Below are 18,491 nucleotides of genomic sequence, written 5' to 3'. Positions count from 1 at the left end.
TTTCATCCCGCGGGAATTCTAGAGTTGGTTATCTCGTTCGCGGTCCGACTCGATTCCATGACGGGGTTTCGTGCAACGGTCGTTATCGCCGATCCCGCGGAATGTCCGGTTGCCGACGTCTCGGCACGCGCCGACGAGCCAGTCGATTCGGTCTCGAGATCGTCCCAAAAAACGGCAGACGGGACGGTCGTCGAGGAGTTCGGCGTGGCTGCTGACGCCTCGGTCGACACCGGTACGGACGTCGAATTGACGCCGGTCCAGTCCAACGACAGTGAGGTAATCTATCGATTCGAGCGCGACGGCGGCGCCGACTGCGCCTGCGAAGTCGTCGAGGGAACGGGAACGCCCGTCTCGTCGGTGCGCGCACAAGACGGTGCGCTGCTCGTTTCGTTTCGGACTATCGAGCTCACGGAAGTCGCGGAAATCGTCGACGAGCTACGGGCGACCTTCGACGGAGTGATTGTCGAACAACTCTCACAGGATCACGAGGATAGGTCGGCCGATCCGGTCATCGTCGATCGCGACCGGCTCACGGCCAGACAGCGAGAAATCCTCGAGGTCGCCCACGAGATGGGCTACTTCGACTATCCCAAGGGAGCGAACGCGACGGACGTGGCCGAGACACTCGGCGTCGCTCGATCGACTTTCACTGAGCATCTGGCGGCCGCCCAGACGAAACTTATGGACGAAATCCTCGAGGAGTGATCCGGTCGACGTCGGCAGTGGGCTCGAGGGGTCCCACTCGGTGAGCCCCACGTCGAATCGCACAGTTGGTCCCGTCTCCGCGGTGCGTCGGCAGTAACACTTTGTCCTGCGACGGCTCGATGTACACATGGACGTCAGCCACACGGCGCTGTGGGTCTCGGACATCGATCGAACGCGTGCCTTTTACGTCGACGCCCTCGGGCTGCGCGAGAACTGGTCGTTTACGGGGGACGACGGCGTCGAAAACGTCTACCTCGGCGGCGACAATGCCGAATTTCAGTTCAAGTACGATCCTGACGGCGGTCCGGCGATCGACTCGGGAACGATGGCACACGTCGCGGTGACGGTCGACAGCACAGACGACGCGCTCGAACGGCTCGTCGAGCGAGTGGATCCGCCGGTACGGATGGACCCGACGACGATGGCCGATATCGATTGTCGCGTCGCATTCGTCGAGGATCCCGACGGATACGACGTCGAACTGGTCGAACGACTCGAGTGAGAATGGCCGCCGCGGACGCGCCGGCTCGATCAGGTCTCGGAGGGGGGGATTGTGCAACGGACGGCGGCATTCGGACGACCTGCACGAGGAGGCCTACCGCCACGACGACTGCGGCGAGGAAGAACCAGGAGGTTTGGTAGCCGACCGTGTCGGCGAGGTAGCCGAACGCGGACGGAGTGACAAGGGCGCCGCAGGTACGTGCACGTTGCCCGCCGGTGTCATCGCGCTCCGGGGGCCGATCGCAATCATCCACGGCATCAACTATCGATTCCCGTTCGATCGGGGATCCACGATCGGTCTCAGGACCGTGTTTTTCGCGGCCGGTATCGTCGCGATGGTTCACCCCGACCGGATCGTACAACTCGGAGCGCTTGCACTCGTCATCGTCCTCTACGGCGTTTAGATGACGTTCGGGCAGTCGAACCCGACCGAATCGGTTACCGACGCTAACCGACCCAGCCAGCCCTGAGCGGGCCCGGCGCGCCGGTACCATCGAGACCGGCTCGATCCCGTTCTTCGAGGATGCGCCGGTCGCCTTTCTTCTACGCGACCGAAACGATTCGATAGCTGGACGAACAGTTGCACAGGCGGCCACGGTGGTCGTTCGGGGAGCGACTGACAGCGTGTTCGTTCGAACCAGGTCCGCTCTCCCGCACCCGAAGTCGAGTCGAACCGGCGAAAAATACACATCCGGCGGACTGACAACCGTCATCGGGCAAACGATAATACTTTTCCATTGCGGTCCGAAATCCCTGAGTATGTCTGACGACCTCAAGAAAGGGCTCGAGGGTGTGTTAGTTGCCGAATCGAAACTTAGTTCGATCGACGGCGACGCCGGCCGCCTGATCTATCGCGGATACACGATCGAGGAGCTCGCTCGCAACGCGAGCTACGAAGAAGTCCTCTACTTGCTCTGGAACGGTCATCTCCCATCCACCGATGAGCTCGAGCCGTTTTCGGACGCGCTCATGAACGAACGCGAGGTCGACGACGATGTCCTCGAGATGATGGAGAAACTTGCGGTCGCCGACGAACAGCCGATGGCTGCCCTGCGAACTGCAGTGTCTATGTTTTCCGCCTACGAGCCCGAAGACGACGCCGATCCCGAGGACCTCAAGGCGACGCTTCGGAAGGGGCGCCGGATCACGGCCAAGATCCCGACGGCACTGGCCGCATTCGAGCGCTACCGCCTCGGCGAAGACCCGGTCGCTCCCCACCCCGAACTGGGACTTGCGGCGAATTTCCTCTACATGCTGTCCGGTGAGGAACCGGACAATATCGCGGCTGAGACGTTCGATCAGGCGTTGATTCTACACGCGGACCACGGTCTGAACGCCTCGACGTTTACCTCGATGGTCATCGGATCGACGATGGCGGACATTTACAGCGCGGTCACGGGCGGCATCAGCGCCCTTTCAGGTCCGCTCCACGGCGGCGCGAATCAGGACGTCATGGAAGTTCTAATCGAGATCGACGAAAGCAATCTCGACCACCGCGAGTGGGTCGAGCAAGCCACCGAGGAGGGACGGCGCATTCCCGGCTTCGGTCACCGCGTCTACAACGTCAAGGACCCACGCGCGAAGATTCTCCAGGAACGCAGCGAAGAACTCGCCAAAGCCGGCGAGAGCAAGTGGTACGATTACACGACCACTATCGAGCAGTACCTCTCCGAAGAGAAAGGGCTCACCGAGAAGGGGATCGCGCCGAACGTCGACTTCTATTCGGGGTCGGTCTACTACCAGCTCGGCATCCCGATCGACATGTACACCCCGATCTTCGCGATGAGCCGCGTCGGCGGTTGGATCGCTCACGTCCTCGAATACCAGCAAGACAACCGTCTCATCCGCCCGCGCGCCCGATATACTGGCCCGCAGGATCAGGAATTCGTTCCGCTCGGTGACCGATAATAGGTACCCCGATTTCTCTCTCGACGGAATCGTCCGGTTACGTCGCGATTCAGGCCGACCGTTTCGTCTCTCCACTTGCCAGAAATGCATCCGACTGTTCGAGGTACCCGTCCGGTTACTCGAGCCGGTGGTCCGGAGACGGCTGTGAAAACCCCATCAGAAACGGCGAGTGGGTCGGCGCCAGCTGCCTCTCGTGACGGCGACGAGTGTTATTCCTTCTGTCCCATACCGCTCACGTCGTGCGACGATATCATTGAGAGGCTGACATTCTTCACGATACGGCACGACGATCAATGGACGCGCCGTGAATAGTTCTCCGATTCGGCTCAGCTATGGTAGAGCGGACGATGTACGACCCGAAGTGGCAAACGCTTGACCACTACACCATACATGATACTGTGGTTATATGAATTACGAGAGGGTGATAACGAAACCAAGATCGAACGCTTGTTTCAATAAAAAATATTTTTGCAATCATTTGCGAATGTCATTCGTCTATTCCTGCGTCTGACATGAGGATTGGCGCGTCACAGTCTTTCGTTTTCACTTTCGCCGCAGGTGCATGAGATTTATATGCTATGGGTTCCCTTCTTTATTCGCACGACACACGCCGTGCATTCCCTGTATTCCCTGTCGTGCTGCCCACAGTTGGCAGCACTTCCCTGTTGGGGGTCATCGGTAGGGCCATTCGCTCGGCTCTCCGACCCCGACAGTGATTCAACAACACACCGAGCCAACGGCTTTTCCAGCCTCGACAGTAACCCTTACACCGTCCGCCGAGTAGACGGGCGTATGCTCGAACTCGCAGATATTCTCGAGGCTCGCGAGCGGGTACGTGAAACCTCTCGACGGACGCCGCTCGAGTACTCGCACACGTACTCGACGATGACCGGGGCCGATATCCGCCTGAAACTGGAGAACTTCCAGCGCACGGGGGCGTTCAAGATTCGCGGTGCGACGAACCGAATCGCGACGCTGTCCGAGGAGCAAAAGGCCGCGGGCGTCGTGACCGCGAGCGCAGGCAACCACGCCCAGGGCGTCGCGCTCGCGGCCACGCGGGCGGGCGTCGATTCGAAGATCGTCATGCCCGAATATGCGCCGATTTCGAAGGTCAAGGCGACCGAGAGTTACGGCGCCGACGTCGTCCTCGCGGGTCGTGATTACGACGCGGCCGCCGAGCACGCACACGAAATCGAGCGCGAGGAAGGTCGGACTTACGTCCACGCCTTCGACGACGAGTACGTAATGGCTGGTCAGGGAACGATCGGCCTCGAGATCCTGGATGATTGCCCCGATGTCGAGACGGTCGTCGTCCCCATCGGTGGCGGCGGGCTCATCAGCGGGATCGCGACCGCAATCAAGGAGCAACGACCGGACACGCGAGTGATCGGCGTCCAGGCCGAGGGCGCCTCGAGCGCTGCCGACTCGCTCGAGGCCGATGAACGCGTCTCGATCGAGGAGGTCGATACGATCGCGGACGGTATCGCGACCCGCAGTATCGGCGAGCAGACGTTCCCGTATATCCGGAAGTACGTGGACGAAGTGATCACCGTCTCGGACCCCGAAACCGCGGTCGCGTTAGTCTACTTGCTCGAGCGTTCGAAGACGCTCGTCGAGGGCGCGGGTGCGGTTCCCCTCGCCGCCGTCCTCTTCGAGAAATTCGAATACGAGGCAGACGAGGTCATCGTTCCCGCGCTGTGCGGCGGAAATATCGATCTCAATATGCTGACCAACGTCATCATCCGCGGGCTGGTCGAAACGGGTCGCTATCTGAAGATCAGAACCGTACTCAAAGACCGGCCGGGTGCGCTCGAAGACTTACTCGAAATCGTCACCGCCCACCGGGCGAACATTTACGCGATCCACCACGACCGCACCTCGCGCGAGGTCGAAATGAGCGACACCGAAGTCGAGATCGAACTCGAGATGCGCGGTCCCGACCACGTCGATGCCTTCCTTTCGGATCTTCGAAAGGCGGGGTACACGGTCGACGTCCTCGCCTGAAGAGATCGGCTCCGTTGTCGGTTTCCTGATCTCGTCCGATCACCATCTTCTTGCCGTTCGAAACGCGACGTCCTCAAAGCCGGACGCAGTTCCCAGCACTCGAGAATCGACGAGGACCCATCAAACGTCGGGTCAGTATCTCCGACCGGGTATACGCCCGGATACTTCCATGGTAGATCCAGCCCTCGCCAGTCGACTTCAGTTCGCGCTGACGACCATCGTTCACATCGTGTTCCCCGTGATGAGCATGGGCCTCGCTCCGTTCCTCGTCTATTTTACGTGGAAATCGATCCGATCGTCGGACCCGCTCTGGGAGCGCCAGCGTCGATTCTGGACACGGATTTTCGCTGTCAGTTTCGTCGTCGGCACCGTAACGGGGCTCGTCCTCGAGTTCGAGTTCGGGACGAATTTTGCGGCCTTCGCGACCTTCGCCGGCGAACTCTTCGGCGGGCCACTGGCCGTCGAGGGTATGATGGCGTTCTTCCTCGAAGCAACCTTCCTCGGAATCTTCGTCTTCGGCCGCGAACGGGTCGACGACGTTCTCTACATGGTATCGGCCGTCGCCGTCGGACTCGGGACGTGGCTCTCGGCTGTCTGGATCCTGATCGCAAACTCGTGGATGCAGACCCCTCGCGGCTACGAACTCGCTCGACGAAACGGCCAACCGGTCGTGACCCTCGTGGATCCCGTCGCAGCCTACCTCAACCCACGGTTCCCGTGGATGTTCGTCCACATGCAATCTGCGGCCGTCCTCTCGGTCGCGCTGTTCGTGGCTGGGACCGCGGCGTATTTCGTCTCCCGCTCGAGCGGCGGTCTCGGTGCGAACGGCGGCCGTCAGCGCGAGCGCCGCGATGAAACCGACCTGATCCCCGACTCGAGCGTGACCGTGGGCGAAACGGATCCGAGCACGGCCGCAGGCGAGTCGCCGACTGGCGGCGCGAGTACCGGCACCGACGACGAGCGCTTCTGGCGAACGTCGTTGAAGGTTGCCCTCGTCGTCCTGCTCGTGACCGCGCCATTTCAGGTCGTCCACGGCGACTCCTACGCCCGTCACGTCGCAGAGACACAGCCACAGAAGTTCGCTGCGATGGAGGCACAGTACGAGACGGACGCGCCAGCAGCGCTCCATCTCGTCGCGATTCCGACCGATCCGAGCGCCTTTACCGATCCTCGTGCGGAGAACCTCTGGACGATCGACATCCCCGCGCTCGCGTCGATCCTGGCGAGCGGCGGCGATCCGTCGTACGCGGTCCAGGGTCTCGACGAGTTCGAGGGATCGCCGCCGGTCGCAATCGTCTTCTGGTCGTTCCGCGCCATGGTGTTGCTCGGCTTCTGGTTCGCCGCGCTCGCGGTATGGGGTGCCTACCGATGGCGACACGGCGACCTCTTCACGAACCGCCGACTCCACCTCGCGCTGATGGCCTCCACACCGCTCGGCTTCGTCGCCGTCGAGACCGGCTGGATCGTCACCGAGGTCGGTCGTCAGCCGTGGGTCGTCCAGGGACTACTCAGAACCGAATCGGGCGTCTCACCCGGCCTCACCGGAATCGAGGCGACGCTCACGCTGGTCGGTTTCGGCATCGTCTATACGGGATTACTCGTCGGCTACGGCTACGTCGTCCGCCGACTCTTCCGAGCGGGACCACCCGAGATCGAATCCGCCGACGAATCCGCGTCGGACGGAGCGCAGCGTCGCGGCTCGAGACCGGACGACGAAACGGCGACCGCGGAGGTGTCCGGTGATGACTGACGTTGTCCCCGTCGCTCAAGCGGCGTTCGTCTCGGTTGTCGACGGTGTACCAACCACGGCCTTCGGGATCGCACCGACTGCGTTCACGTCTCACGTCGACCTACCGACGCTGTGGGTCGTCGTCGTCTTCGCCTTCCTCGGTACGTTCCTCTTTCTCGACGGATTCGATTTCGGGGCTGGCGCGGTGTTCGCGACTCGAACTGAGGAGGCCGAGCGCGAGCGAATCCTCGCCGCGATCGGCCCGTTCTGGGACGGCAACGAGGTGTGGCTCGTCGTCTTCGGCGGGGGCCTGTTCGCAGCGTTTCCGCCCATCTACGCCACCCTATTCAGCCGCCACTATCTATTGCTGTTCGGGGTCCTGGGGGCGCTCATCTGTCGTGGTCTCGCCCCCGAGTTCTACGAACAGCGCGACGACGAGCGCTGGCAGCGGTGGTGGGGTCGAGCGTTCGTCGCCGGCAGCGTCGCCACTCCGTTCTTGCTCGGCACCTTCGTCGGCAACTGGCTGCTCGGGACGACGGTCACCGAGGCACCGGAAACCCTCCTGGTCGGCCTCGGTGTCGTCGCGCTCACCGTCGTCACTGGCGGTGCGTTCCTCGCGCTCAAAACCGACGGGACCCTCGCGACGGACGCCCGATCGTGGGGTGTTCGCGCCCTCGGAGCCTATCTCTTGCTGACCGCCGTGACTCTCCTCGTATTGGCCACTCGTCTCGCGGTCCGAAACGCCCTGCTCGAGGCACTCCCCCTGTCGCTCGTCGTCGCCACCGTTGCGTTAGGCGCTGGTTACGCGGTCGCTCTCCGCCGGGAGCGGGACCTGGTCGCGTTTTTCGCCGCCGGTAGCCTCACCTACGCGCTCGTCGCGCTCGTCGCCGTGCTCATGTACCCGACGCTCGACCCGGCGACCGGGCTGACGGCTGCCGAGGCCGCGATTTCTCCGCTTGCGCTCCGGCTATTGACCCTGTCCGCCGCACTCCTCGTACCGCTCGTCTGCGTCTATTTCGGGGTTCTCTATTCGACGTTTTCTGGTCCCGTCCACGCCGAGGGATACTGAGACCTGCCGATCTCCGGCGCTCGACCAGCGCCCGATTCTCCCCGCCGTCGTTCGCGGATCTCGAGGCTTTAAGCGCAGCCGGCCACACCATCCGGGTATGAAACGGATCATCGAGACCGACGACGCACCCGCAGCGGTCGGTGCCTACAGCCAGGCGGCAGGGAACGGCTCGCTGCTGTTCACGGCCGGACAGATTCCGATGACGGCCGACGGTGAGGTACTCGCCGACGAGTCCATCGAGGCACAGACCGAGCAGGCCCTCTACAATCTCGACGCCGTCCTCGACGAGGCGGACGCGACGGCCGCGGATATTCTCAAGGTGACCGTCTTCCTCGAGGATATCGACGACTTCGACGCGATGAACGAGACCTACGCCGCGTACTTCGACGACGAACCGCCGGCTCGCAGCGCCGTCGAGGTCGCCGCCCTCCCGAAGGGCGTCGGCGTCGAGATCGAAGCCGTCGCGAGCCTCGAGTGACGGCGGTGAGTGACGCGTGAGCGGGCATCCGGCCGGGAAGATGGGGATCGACCCACACACGAAATCCGCCGCCCTGTGGGGAGCGATCGGTTTCCTCTCGGTTCTCGTCCTCGTTCAGGGTGCCGCGCTCGTCTGGGTGCCGGTCGTCACGATCACACAGGGGCTGGCTCTCGCCACGCTGGTCGGGTTCGCTACCATGGTCGGGTCGTATCTGCTCGAGTCGCGACTCGCCGCGTGGGCGAGACGGCGTCGCGGGGAGTGACCGCGTCTCGTAACAGTTAAACGACGGACGGGGTAAGGATCACGTGGGCCAGGATGGCCGAACGGCAAGGCGCACGCCTGGAAAGCGTGTTCCCTTTCGGGATTCAGGGTTCAAATCCCTGTCCTGGCGCTTCTGTTGCTACCCCTCCGAGTAGCACGTCTCCTCGTTATTACCACACGATCGAGGCGTCTCCATCGTCCCACATAATCAGGGGTCGCAACGGCTCCCAGCGAGCGCTGGTTATCTCGTGCCGGTTCAATAGTTGGACGGACACAGCGTTCCACGTCGGTTCAATAATCGGGCGGACACGGACGGAAGGTAGGGTACGCGAAAGAGGCGCTGTATTACTGCTCGATCTCCACAGGAGAGTCGGTCGCGATCCAGCAATTGGGGTCATCCGGATCTCTGAGTCGGAGATTGCCGCTCTGACACACCACCATTTCGTATCGGTCTTCCATGATGACCCCGACAACGAGTGCATTGGGATCGAATATGGTAACGGGGGGCATACTCGACGGGGCGCCCGGAGTAAGAACCTCATACTGACTATCGAGCGATCGACGGTTCGTCGGTCCCGAATTCTGTCCCGCTCCGACTCGGGCGACGACGGGCGGACAGGCTATGTGCCTCTCTGGACCGTCAGTAGAAGCGTGTGCGGCCGATACACGCTCGTCGTCGAGTAGAACGATCTCGAGGTACGATTCGACGCCTCGAGTAGGGGTTGGTGCCGTCGTGAGCCGACGACGATATCGGCGGATCGATTACCACTCGAGCGGAGTCCGTCGACGAGAAACCGAGTTCCTGTGATGCCTGCGCCCGGCGCAGATGCCTGGTTCCCGCCAACGGCTGCTACGAATGGGTCGAAACCGAGAACGGAACCCGATCCTCCCGCGTTGCCTTCGAGTACGACCACGTTTTCGCGATGGCGGGCCGCTGGGAACGCTGAGAACCGGATGCGATCCAGACAGGACTCGACGCCTTTGGGGCCGCCGTGGAAACCGGATCCGAGGCGGAACCGCTCGAGACGTTCACGATACTTACGTCGGAGCCGAACGAGGTCGTCTCGGACGTACACCACGGAATGGCGGTGATCCTCGATCCCGACGACGCGCAGCAGTGGCTCTCGGCCGACGATCCGCAGGCGCTGCTCGAGTCGTATCCGGCCGATGGGATGTGTGCCTGTCCGGTTTCGACAGTGGTGAACGCCCCATCGAATGACGTCCCTCCGCTTCTCGAGCCGATGTCGGTCGCGGTCGGTCCGCGAGCCGAGTTAGGCTCGAAACTCGATGGCGGACACTTCGAACCGGGCGCCACCGTCGGTGTCCGCGAGCGTGACGGTCCAGCCGTGTGCGTCCGCGATAGTCTGGACGATAGTCAGGCCGAACCCGGTCCCGGCGTCCTGCGTCGAAAAGCCGTGCGTGAAGATCCGCTCGCGAGCGTCGTCCGGAATACCGGGTCCGTCATCTTCGACGTAGAAGCCGACAGGGTCGGTACTTTCCCGGAGGAGGCCAATACGAACGGTGGGCGACGAGGATCCATGTTCGACGGAGTTGCGCACGAGATTCTCGAGCAGTTGGACGAGGCGACTTTCGTCAGCCGCGATCGCGACTCCCTCAAGCGCCTCGGTCCGGAGTGTCGCATCGCGGGTGTCGACGTGAGACCAGGCGGCGGTCACGGCCTTCGCGAATGACGCGGGACTCGGGTCCTCGACGCGCTGGCCGTTGCGAGCGAGCGTCAGGAGGGTGTCTATGAGCGAACTCATGCGGTCGTGTGACTCTTCGATGCTGTCTAAGGAGTCGCGAACGCGCGACGACTCGGCGTGTTCTCGGGCGAGAATGAGATGTCCCTGTGCGACGTTCAGCGGGTTTCGAAGGTCGTGACTGACGACGCTCGCGAACTGTTCGAGTTGCTCGGTCTGGTTCTCGAGCATCCGTTCTCGGCGTTTGCGCTCCGTGATATCGACGTAGATGCCGTCCCCCTCGACGCGGCCGCCCTCTCTGGTGACGGTCACGGGTCGGAAAATGAACGTTCGAAGGTCACCGGCTGCCGTTTTTCGCCGGAGTTCCTGTCCGTTCTCGGACGACCGCAGCCAGTGATCGATTCCCCCCGTGGCGTCGTCTCCGGGGACGATGAGTTCGGAAAGCGCCGTTCCGATGGCTCCCGATCCGTAGCCAAACGTCTCCTGAAACGCCGGATTGAGCCACGTGACGATCGGCTCGTCGCCTTCGAACTCGACGACGACGACCGGATCCGAGATTCGCTCGAGCAACGCCTCGAATCGCTGCTGGGCCTGCTGGTGGACGCGAATCTCCTGGGCAACGATGGCGATGTACCCTTCGTACCGGTCTGCGATTACGGAACAGAGGTCCTCGAGTTCGTGAGGCGTGTAGCACTCTTTACGTTCGAGGCCGATAATCTCTGCGCTCGCCGCGACGAGGGCTTCGGCCTTCTCGACACCGACCGTCTGGCTGAACTTCGAGACGAGTTGCTCGTGATCCGTTTTCATTTCGGAAGGAGCATGACGACGCTCGAGGTGTTGTGAAAGCCGCTGAGTTGTCCCATCTGCAGACACATTTCTCCGTAGGTTTCGTACCCACAGAGGGGTGAACCGAGTTCTTCGCGCATCGCGGTGACCGCTTCCGGGAACCGGTCCTCGAGGATGATTTCTCGACACGCACAATCGTAGACGAACGCCCCGGCGATCGCAGCGTCGGTCTCGGCCATCGCTTGGCGGATGGTGTCGCGTGCCGACTCGATCTGGGATTCGGGGCTGCCGTACATTACTCGAAGTACCGTCCCCTCCGGGATCTCGACGGCGAAGCGAAGCGTTCCGTCGTCGGCCTCGACCCTCGGCCATCTGATCTTGTACGTTCCGCCTTGGTCGACGCCGAATTCGAAGGCCCCCATGATTTTGAGCATCTGCGTCCCAGTCGGTGGGACGGTGTCAATCTCGACGCCGAATTCCGCCCTGACGCACTCTCTGACAGTCGATTCCCAGACATCGTAGGCCGGCCGTCCGTCGAGTTCGGAGACGACGCAGCCGTCGGCCGCCGTCACCGTGACCGGCTCCGAAATCGGCTGGTGGCCGTGGCCGACCGCGATCGGGAGGCGGTCACGCGAGGCGACGAGGGCGATTCCGATGGCGTCGGCGGCGATGGTGTCGTTTCTGAAAACGTGTGTGGCATCTTGCTCGTACCGGTCAGAGGCCGCGCCGCCGACGACGCTCACCCTGGGGCCGAGTTTCTGCTGGGCGACTAGCGCGAGCTGTTCGCCGACCCCGCTGAGCCCGTCGTGGAGGCTGATCGCAGAAAGATACGGATAGCCGCTGACGGTTGTCGGAAGATCAGCGACCGCTTCGCGAACAGCGTTCGGAACGCTGGTACGGAGTCCCGTACCGAGACCGGTAAAGAAGCGAAGCGAGTCGCTGGTGACGAGCCCGACGACGACGCTTTCGGTGGCCACGTCGGTCCCCGTAAACGGCTGTGTTGAATCACTAGGCGGCGTCGGGATAGGTCGGTAAACCAAAGGAGTTGAAGCGGGAGGCTGCGAGTGTCCATGACGCAAATCTCCCGCTTCATTCGGGAAGTTGTGCCGGTTGCTCAAAACGTTACTGGCGATAGAGACGAATCCGCCGCCCCGGAAGGAGGCGGCGGATTCGCCGACTATGCTCTCGTTTCACTGCACTGTCTGCGGATTTACCTCGATGCGTCCTACCGGATGACGATTGACCTGCTCAAGGAGATGCCACAAATAACCGGGGAGATCGGCCTCAGCGCGGCCGATCTCCCCTGCCCATCCACGTTGTGTAAAGCGTTCGATCGGATCAGTATGAGCGTCTGTCGAGTGCTACTGCGCCAGTCGGCGCAGCTGCACGATCCCTCAAAACACGGCGCTATTGACGCCACATTCTACGAGCGATCAGCCGCGAGCCGTCATTACTGTCAGCGAATAAGCTACCGCGTCCAGAAGCTCAAAGTTACGAAACTCGTCGATACAAAGTCTCAAGCCGTCCTCGACGTTCACTGTTCGACTACCCGAGAAGGCAGTGACGCAGATCTCGCCGAGCAGATCGCCCGCGTTTCGGCGGGCGATCTGCGATCTCTGGCCGCCGATAAGGGCTACGACAAGCAATCGCTCCGCGAAGCACTCCGTGAACTCGGCATCAGACCGCTGATCAAGCATCGTATCTTCGCTCCGTACGACCACGCGCACAACGCCAGAATCGACGAACAACGCTACAATCAGCGCTCTATGACGGAAACCGTGAACTCGGCAGTCAAGCGCTCGCTCGGCTTCGCCGTGCGAGCGCGTTCCTGGTTCCGTGAGTTCCGAGAAATCGCACTGATGTGTGTCGTCTATAACATCAAGCGTGCTGTGAAACAATGAATTCCACCGCCGTATGGCGATTCAACACAGCCCTGTAAACTCCCCCGCCGCAGAGCAACCGAGTAACGCCGCTTCGGAACCGATGGCGGTGCGTACGCCCTCGATGACTCCATCGTACTCGTACTCGGGCGAACAAAACAGGTGACAGAAGTCGACTCGATCGGACGGCAGATCGGCGAGCGCGCGCGCCGCAGCGCTCCGGCCAGCGCGAACGCTGTCACTCTCGGTCGTGTGACCGGTGGCAACGACCGTTTCCATGACGTCTCGGGGAGAAAAGAAGGCGCGCGGTAATAAATCACAGTATTTCCGATACCAATTCTGCGTCCACGAGGGTCGGTCCGTCCCGTGGTACAACCCACTCGCGGTCTCAGGTCCGGCGAAATCGGCAGGGGCGAGTCTCGTTCCAGTGGGTATAAGTTTTAGGTTTGCCTAATCCGACCCTATGGAGCTGTCTAGACGAGACGCGATCGCCGCACTGGCGGCGCTCGGTGTCGGCGGGTCGTTGTCCGGCTGTGTTGCGCCGCCCGGCGCCGATTCGGCGATCGACGTCGAGCGGGTTCAAGAGGGGCAAGTTGCGGCCGCCGCGGTCGTGTACCCGGACGAGGTCTCAGGGACGGCGACGTTCGTCGAAACGTTTCTCGAGGCCCGACTCGAGGACCGAACGCACGCGATGAGAATGGAGGCGGCGGTCGCGGAACTGGACGACAACGCCAGGGTGTGGTATCAGGATCGATTCGCTGCGCTGTCGGTCGCCGACCGCGAGCAGGTGCTGCGGAACGTGGGCGCGGACACCGCCGACGAAGATCCCGAGGGAACGCCCTCCGAGCGAGTTCGGTACTACGTCGTCAACGAACTCCTGCTCGCGCTCTACGCCTCGCCGACGGGCGGCGAACTGGTCGGCCTCGAGAACCCCCGGGGCCACGCGGGCGGCCTCGAGACCTACCAGCGGGGGCCGGACGCGTGAGCGGCAGCCACCCACCCGCTGCATCGGCGGGGATTGCCGACGACGAGGCGGATCGCTTGCCGGTCGTCGGCGCCGACGTCTGCGTGATCGGGGCGGGTCCTGCGGGTGGTATCGTCGCGGATCGACTTGCCGAGGCCGGCCGCGAAGTCGTGATCCTGGAAGCCGGGCCGCGGTTCGATCGGGGAGACAGGCTCGCCAGACAGGAGCGGGCGATCCGGCCGTTTTACGGGCCACAGGACGTCTGGGACGGTGATCCCGAACGCGACGCCTACTCGACGTCAGACGAGTGGTCCTACCCGCTCAATCTGGCCCGCGTCAAGGGCGTGGGCGGGTCGACGCTCCACTGGCAGGGCATGGTGATGCGACTCCACGAGGACGATTTCAACTCCCGAAGCACGCGCGGAGCGGGCACCGATTGGCCCATCGAGTACCAGGATCTGCGCCCTTACTACGCGGCCGCGGAGCGAGAGTTGGGCGTCGCCGGTGCTCAGGACAACCCCTTCGCGCCGCCGCGAGCGGAGCCCCATCCGCTGGCGCCGTTTCCACCGTCTTACAGCGACGGCCTGTTCGCCGAGGCCTGCGACGACCTCGAGATCGCGATGCACTCCGTTCCGAACGCACGTAACTCGGAACGCTACGACGGTCGAGGAGCCTGCGTCGGGTACGGCACCTGCCGGCCGGTCTGCCCCTCCGGGGCGAAGTACGACGCGACCGTCCACGTCGAGCGCGCCGAGGAGACGGGCGCAACGGTGATCGACCGCGCACCGGTCCAGCGCCTCGAGCACGACGCCGACTCGATCACGGCGGCCGTCTACGCGACCCCCGACGGCGAACGGCATCGACAGGAGGCCGACGCCTTCGTTATCGCCTGCGGCGGCGTCGAGACGCCCCGTCTGCTCTTGCTCTCCGAGTCGGGTCGCTATCCCGACGGACTCGCGAATTCGAGCGGTCTCGTCGGAAAGTATTTTATGGATCACCTCTTCGCCGGCGTGAACGGCGTCCTCGACGAACCAACTCGGCAGAACCACGTCGGCTTTCTCACCAGTGAGTCCCACCAGTTCTACGACGACGCCGACGACGAGTACGCGCCGTTCAAACTCGAGTTCTTCAACGTCGCCGGTCCTTCGCCGGTCGGGATGGCGCTGACCGGCGACGACTGGGGCGACGACCTGCTCGAGCGGCTTCGAAGCGACTACGGCACCCATGTAGGGATCGGCGCGCTGGTCGAGCAACTCCCCCGAGAGGACAGTTACGTCAGTCTCGATCCCGACCGCACCGACGACCGTGGCAATCCCGTCCCCCACATCAACTGGACCGTGGGCGATCGGGCCCTCCGGACGATCGAACGGGTGAACGAGATCCAGCGGGAGATCCTCTCGGAACTCGGCGCGGAGATCACCGGCCAGATCGGCCCCGAAAACACGTTTCCCACGTTCCACCACATGGGGACGACTCGAATGGGAACCGATCCTACCGAGAGTGTCGTCGATCCCACCCTCCGAACCCACGACCTCGAGAACTGCTGGATCGCCTCGAGCAGCGTCTTCCCCACCGGCGGCGCGATGAACCCGACGCTGACGATCGCGGCGCTTGCGCTGAAGGCCGCCGATCACATCGTTGATACGGTGTGACAGTTCGATCGAACGATCTCGGCTGGTGAAGGAGCATTCGTCCCCTTCCGTACAGTACTCGACCTTCTGGCCGTGATCGAAGCCGGGAGGATCGAGGAACAAACTGACGACGAGTGGCTCTCACCGTGATTCGACGAAGCCGCCTACTATGTCCCGTATCGATCTCTCTTGGAATATTGGTAACCACCCCGCTGGGACTATGACGGGTAATAGATGATTCGGCTAGTCGTCGCCGTTGCCCTGTGGCTGTCGTCTGCCGACGCCGCCACAGGGCAAGGCGAACCGCCCGATGTCTCTCGAGTAGAAGCGAAACGTGATGGCGATGGCTCGGCCGCGGTCGGGATCTGGATCGAGCAGCGATCTTTTGTCGCTCGTCGGTCTCGGTGCCGATAGAGCTGGTGCCTGCGCTGATCATGTGGTGACGGTGGGGTGTACCCAGGCAGTCGCTTGAGCGACGTGCCGCAGGCGAAACGTGGTACGATCGGTATAGCGATCACAAACGCAAAATATAGTATGAAAAAGTACACTGACCGATAACTGTATTTATTACTAACTCGATATAATCGTATAGATGGACAAAAGAGAGTTGAACGTCACGGGGTCGGCGGTACACGAACTACCAGGAGTCCTCTACGACGAATTGAAACAAGAGCGAAAAGGAAGTGTGGAACGGTACGATGGCGACGGGTTTGATGTGATTGCGGTCGAACGATACTACCTTAGAAATAATTCGGATCAACAGGCTACGGTAATATTTGACACGACGGATGGAACGACGTCACGAATTACGATTCTCTCCGGTGGTGGCGGTGACGGACTCCTTCAGTTCAACCTGGGATCACATCGAGCACAAACGAAAAAGATGGCAAACCGAATCGTCGAACTCTGTCAGTCGGATACGTTACAACTGGAGGTAAGAGACTGACTCGAACGGCCGAGAGGCTCATCCAGCGGGTCAGTAACTTTCTACTTAATTCCTATCAAATAATTATGTAATAGCGAATTAATCTAATAGAAATATAAGAACGCGAAAACGTCCGACGTACGCGGTCGGTGAGTCTCGGTAACGGAGCTGCGGCGAGCGCTAGCGACAGACCATCACTGTGTTTCGAAATGACTACGTATCTAAAGTATTTTATTATTTCAGGGGAGACGTATAAATATGTATCATCCGATTCCCTATTGCTGGCGGACTGACGACGGTCTCATACACGTGTTCTACGATAACCACGTGCCTCCAGACACCGGATTCGGTTGGTCGAGCCTCTGTGATGCGGTACGATTACCGATCGAAGGGGCGCACTTCGAGTTACACGAGGACGTGACAGAGGAGGACATCACGTGTGGACATTGCCTGAACGGACTCGACCAACCAGTTGCTGATTTCGACGGCGATTCCATCGCGTGTGTTAATGGCTGCCTGGTTCTATTCGACAGGGATCAGGACGACGCGGTCGTTCGAGCCGAGCCGGTTTGTCGAACTGTGTTGCACCATTCCTTACCGTTCGAACCGGATTCGTTCACCGGGAATCTGGAGGACCAGTTCGACGACGTCTGTAGCGAGTGCTGGGAGACGTACGTCGATCATCAGTGGACCAGCGACGATGAGGGCGCAGAGTTATGTATCGAAGTATCCGGGGACGACAGACGCTCGGAGTACTTCGCGGCGAGCGCCGAAACGATTCAAGATGATCGAAGGGCGGTATTGCGGTTGGTGAGTGAAAACGGACTCGAGAAGGATATTACTCGTGAAGAGATCGAGTCGATTACGTTGACGCCGCCGTGGAACTTCGTCTACTGAACCCCGCGTCCGCTGCTGTCTACATCCTCTAGTCGATGGTGACGGGGTCGGTCTCCTTCCACTGGTGTTCGTACCTGGTGCTGTGCTCGTCGCGGCCGAGGGAGACGTCCGTCGTCGCGCCTCCGGAAACTGGTGGGGAATCGCTCGAAACCGTCCGCGAAACCGCTCTGTATTCCACCACCGATCGACGCCCGAGAGCGGTAGTGAAACGCTGCAGACACTATTTTAGGCAAACCTAAACGCATAAGTACGGCGGGCGGCGACTCCCACCAATGAGTAGCGGGGAGCAAACCGAGGCGACCAGCAGAACCGACGAGTACGACGAGCACGACGAGTACGACGCGAAGTACACGTTCGAGGACGTCAGCGTCGTCATGGGAACCTACAACGAGGAGGACGCGATCGGAACCGTTCTCTCCGACATTGAGGACGTCACCGACGGAAAGGCCGAAGTCGTCTGCGTCGACGGCTCCTCGGACCGGACCCCCGAAATCGCTCGCGAGTACGGTGCGACTGTCGTCGAACAACGCCCCCAGGGGTACGGCGTCGCCGTTCGCGCCGCAATCGTAGAGCCGGACAGACCGATCGTCGTCACTACCGACTGCGACGACACCTATCCGATGGAGCAACTCCCGGAGTTCCTCGAGTTGATCAACGAGGGGTACGATGTCGTCAGCGGCGACCGGCTCTATCACGGCGCCGATGCGATGCCGGCGTTCAATCGCTTCGGGAACCACGCCTTCGCCGCTCTCGCGAGCGTGCTGATGGGCACTCGCGTCCACGACACGACGACCGGAATGCGCGCCTACCGCCGTGAGGTCGTCGAGTCGATCCAGTGGACGGAAAACACTGGCCTCTCGGCGGAACTCCTGATCCGTCCGCTAATGAGAGGCTACGACGTCCGCGAACACCCGATCGAGTACCGCGAACGAACCGGCGAGACCAAACTCGACCCACTGCAGGGGGGTGCCGAAATCGCGAAGTCGATCGTCACGGTCTGTCTCGAGGAACGCTTCTGAGAGGCGGAGCACGTCGGATCAGTATTTTTATCGC

Annotated in this window: 19 protein-coding genes, 1 tRNA gene and 1 pseudogene; 17 read left to right on the top strand and 4 right to left on the bottom strand. The window is 61.8% G+C overall.

Annotated elements, in window-relative coordinates:
• Positions 1 to 57: 57 nt before the first annotated feature.
• The 11 genes and pseudogenes from NJU76_RS04175 to NJU76_RS04125 all read left to right on the top strand — a co-directional run.
• Positions 58 to 705, top strand: coding sequence for a helix-turn-helix domain-containing protein (locus NJU76_RS04175; protein ID WP_254531525.1), 648 nt, complete (start codon positions 58 to 60; stop codon positions 703 to 705).
• A 127-nt stretch (positions 706 to 832) separates the two neighbouring features.
• Positions 833 to 1,207, top strand: coding sequence for a VOC family protein (locus tag NJU76_RS04170; protein WP_254531524.1), 375 nt, complete (start codon positions 833 to 835; stop codon positions 1,205 to 1,207).
• A gap of 49 nt (positions 1,208 to 1,256) precedes the next feature.
• Positions 1,257 to 1,610, top strand: coding sequence for a hypothetical protein (locus tag NJU76_RS04165; protein ID WP_254531523.1), 354 nt, complete (start codon positions 1,257 to 1,259; stop codon positions 1,608 to 1,610).
• A gap of 355 nt (positions 1,611 to 1,965) precedes the next feature.
• Entirely contained in the window at positions 1,966 to 3,114 is a 1,149-nt protein-coding gene (citZ, locus tag NJU76_RS04160) for a citrate synthase (RefSeq protein ID WP_254531522.1), read from the top strand.
• Positions 3,115 to 3,906: 792 nt separating this feature from the next.
• Entirely contained in the window at positions 3,907 to 5,118 is a 1,212-nt protein-coding gene (ilvA, locus tag NJU76_RS04155) for a threonine ammonia-lyase (RefSeq protein ID WP_254531521.1), read from the top strand.
• 169 nt (positions 5,119 to 5,287) lie between these two features.
• On the top strand, positions 5,288 to 6,868 hold the full coding sequence (locus tag NJU76_RS04150) for a cytochrome ubiquinol oxidase subunit I (protein WP_254531520.1): 1,581 nt from the start codon (positions 5,288 to 5,290) through the stop codon (positions 6,866 to 6,868).
• Positions 6,861 to 7,916 (top strand): cytochrome d ubiquinol oxidase subunit II, encoded by a 1,056-nt coding sequence (locus tag NJU76_RS04145; RefSeq protein WP_254531519.1) that lies wholly within the window; start codon positions 6,861 to 6,863, stop codon positions 7,914 to 7,916. Before NJU76_RS04150 ends, NJU76_RS04145 begins: the two co-directional genes overlap by 8 nt.
• 97 nt (positions 7,917 to 8,013) lie before the next feature.
• Positions 8,014 to 8,394: a Rid family detoxifying hydrolase gene (locus NJU76_RS04140; RefSeq protein ID WP_254531518.1), complete on the top strand. Its 381-nt coding sequence runs from the start codon at positions 8,014 to 8,016 to the stop codon at positions 8,392 to 8,394.
• A 16-nt stretch (positions 8,395 to 8,410) separates the two neighbouring features.
• A complete protein-coding gene (locus NJU76_RS04135) occupies positions 8,411 to 8,656 on the top strand; it encodes a DUF7981 family protein (protein WP_254531517.1) in 246 nt (81 codons plus the stop codon).
• 47 nt (positions 8,657 to 8,703) lie between these two features.
• Positions 8,704 to 8,785: transfer RNA gene (locus NJU76_RS04130), tRNA-Ser, on the top strand.
• Positions 8,786 to 9,374: 589 nt separating this feature from the next.
• A pseudogene (locus NJU76_RS04125) lies at positions 9,375 to 9,899 on the top strand (SOS response-associated peptidase); the annotation flags it as partial.
• 27 nt (positions 9,900 to 9,926) lie between these two features.
• On the opposite strand, the gene NJU76_RS04120 reads toward NJU76_RS04125, so the two are convergent.
• Positions 9,927 to 11,162, bottom strand: coding sequence for a sensor histidine kinase (locus tag NJU76_RS04120; RefSeq protein WP_254531516.1), 1,236 nt, complete (start codon positions 11,160 to 11,162; stop codon positions 9,927 to 9,929).
• Positions 11,159 to 12,118, bottom strand: coding sequence for an FIST signal transduction protein (locus NJU76_RS04115; protein ID WP_254531515.1), 960 nt, complete (start codon positions 12,116 to 12,118; stop codon positions 11,159 to 11,161). Before NJU76_RS04115 ends, NJU76_RS04120 begins: the two co-directional genes overlap by 4 nt.
• Positions 12,119 to 12,211: 93 nt before the next feature.
• On the opposite strand from NJU76_RS04115, the gene NJU76_RS04110 reads away from it, so the two are divergent.
• Positions 12,212 to 13,042 (top strand): IS5 family transposase, encoded by an 831-nt coding sequence (locus NJU76_RS04110; protein ID WP_254531514.1) that lies wholly within the window; start codon positions 12,212 to 12,214, stop codon positions 13,040 to 13,042.
• A 21-nt stretch (positions 13,043 to 13,063) separates the two neighbouring features.
• Here the strand turns inward: NJU76_RS04110 and NJU76_RS04105 are convergent, their stop codons facing one another.
• The gene (locus tag NJU76_RS04105; RefSeq protein ID WP_254531513.1) at positions 13,064 to 13,300 is read right to left on the bottom strand and encodes an FIST N-terminal domain-containing protein; all 237 of its coding nucleotides are present in this window, start codon (positions 13,298 to 13,300) and stop codon (positions 13,064 to 13,066) included.
• A gap of 184 nt (positions 13,301 to 13,484) precedes the next feature.
• Here NJU76_RS04105 and NJU76_RS04100 point away from each other — a divergent pair, with 184 nt between their 5' ends.
• The 4 genes from NJU76_RS04100 to NJU76_RS04085 all read left to right on the top strand — a co-directional run bounded on the left by NJU76_RS04100 (position 13,485) and on the right by NJU76_RS04085 (position 17,438).
• Positions 13,485 to 14,006 carry a gluconate 2-dehydrogenase subunit 3 family protein gene (locus NJU76_RS04100; RefSeq protein ID WP_254531512.1) on the top strand — a complete coding sequence of 174 codons (522 nt, stop codon included), beginning with the start codon at positions 13,485 to 13,487 and terminating at the stop codon, positions 14,004 to 14,006.
• Positions 14,003 to 15,637, top strand: coding sequence for a GMC family oxidoreductase (locus NJU76_RS04095; protein ID WP_254531511.1), 1,635 nt, complete (start codon positions 14,003 to 14,005; stop codon positions 15,635 to 15,637). The genes NJU76_RS04100 and NJU76_RS04095 overlap by 4 nt, the downstream gene beginning before the upstream one ends.
• Before the next feature lie 571 nt (positions 15,638 to 16,208).
• Positions 16,209 to 16,562 carry a hypothetical protein gene (locus NJU76_RS04090; protein WP_254531510.1) on the top strand — a complete coding sequence of 118 codons (354 nt, stop codon included), beginning with the start codon at positions 16,209 to 16,211 and terminating at the stop codon, positions 16,560 to 16,562.
• A gap of 237 nt (positions 16,563 to 16,799) precedes the next feature.
• Complete coding sequence (locus NJU76_RS04085; RefSeq protein WP_254531509.1) at positions 16,800 to 17,438, top strand: hypothetical protein; 639 nt, start codon at positions 16,800 to 16,802, stop codon at positions 17,436 to 17,438.
• Positions 17,439 to 17,466: 28 nt separating this feature from the next.
• Here NJU76_RS04085 and NJU76_RS04080 read toward each other — a convergent pair whose 3' ends face one another.
• Positions 17,467 to 17,616 (bottom strand): hypothetical protein, encoded by a 150-nt coding sequence (locus tag NJU76_RS04080; RefSeq protein WP_254531508.1) that lies wholly within the window; start codon positions 17,614 to 17,616, stop codon positions 17,467 to 17,469.
• Positions 17,617 to 17,812: 196 nt separating this feature from the next.
• Between NJU76_RS04080 and NJU76_RS04075 the strand changes: the two genes are divergently transcribed.
• A complete protein-coding gene (locus tag NJU76_RS04075) occupies positions 17,813 to 18,457 on the top strand; it encodes a dolichyl-phosphate hexose transferase (RefSeq protein WP_254532570.1) in 645 nt (214 codons plus the stop codon).
• The last annotated feature ends 34 nt before the right edge of the window (positions 18,458 to 18,491 follow it).

The organism is Natrinema gelatinilyticum, from assembly GCF_024266705.1.
GTDB lineage: Archaea > Halobacteriota > Halobacteria > Halobacteriales > Natrialbaceae > Natrinema > Natrinema gelatinilyticum.
The sequence above is the reverse complement of the archived record's forward strand: the minus strand, read 5'-3'. Positions and strand labels throughout refer to the sequence as shown.

Excerpts from the sequence above, each read along its gene's own strand:
- NJU76_RS04175 (WP_254531525.1), top strand. The coding sequence starts at position 58 with ATGACGGGGTTTCGTGCAACGGTCGTTATCGCCGATCCCGCGGAATGT.
- NJU76_RS04170 (WP_254531524.1), top strand. The coding sequence starts at position 833 with ATGGACGTCAGCCACACGGCGCTGTGGGTCTCGGACATCGATCGAACG.
- citZ (WP_254531522.1), top strand. The coding sequence starts at position 1,966 with ATGTCTGACGACCTCAAGAAAGGGCTCGAGGGTGTGTTAGTTGCCGAA.
- ilvA (WP_254531521.1), top strand. The coding sequence starts at position 3,907 with ATGCTCGAACTCGCAGATATTCTCGAGGCTCGCGAGCGGGTACGTGAA.
- NJU76_RS04150 (WP_254531520.1), top strand. The coding sequence starts at position 5,288 with ATGGTAGATCCAGCCCTCGCCAGTCGACTTCAGTTCGCGCTGACGACC.
- NJU76_RS04145 (WP_254531519.1), top strand. The coding sequence starts at position 6,861 with ATGACTGACGTTGTCCCCGTCGCTCAAGCGGCGTTCGTCTCGGTTGTC.
- NJU76_RS04140 (WP_254531518.1), top strand. The coding sequence starts at position 8,014 with ATGAAACGGATCATCGAGACCGACGACGCACCCGCAGCGGTCGGTGCC.
- NJU76_RS04120 (WP_254531516.1), bottom strand. The coding sequence starts at position 11,162 with ATGAAAACGGATCACGAGCAACTCGTCTCGAAGTTCAGCCAGACGGTC.
- NJU76_RS04110 (WP_254531514.1), top strand. The coding sequence starts at position 12,212 with ATGACGCAAATCTCCCGCTTCATTCGGGAAGTTGTGCCGGTTGCTCAA.
- NJU76_RS04105 (WP_254531513.1), bottom strand. The coding sequence starts at position 13,300 with ATGGAAACGGTCGTTGCCACCGGTCACACGACCGAGAGTGACAGCGTT.
- NJU76_RS04100 (WP_254531512.1), top strand. The coding sequence starts at position 13,485 with ATGGAGCTGTCTAGACGAGACGCGATCGCCGCACTGGCGGCGCTCGGT.
- NJU76_RS04090 (WP_254531510.1), top strand. The coding sequence starts at position 16,209 with ATGGACAAAAGAGAGTTGAACGTCACGGGGTCGGCGGTACACGAACTA.
- NJU76_RS04085 (WP_254531509.1), top strand. The coding sequence starts at position 16,800 with ATGTATCATCCGATTCCCTATTGCTGGCGGACTGACGACGGTCTCATA.
- NJU76_RS04075 (WP_254532570.1), top strand. The coding sequence starts at position 17,813 with ATGGGAACCTACAACGAGGAGGACGCGATCGGAACCGTTCTCTCCGAC.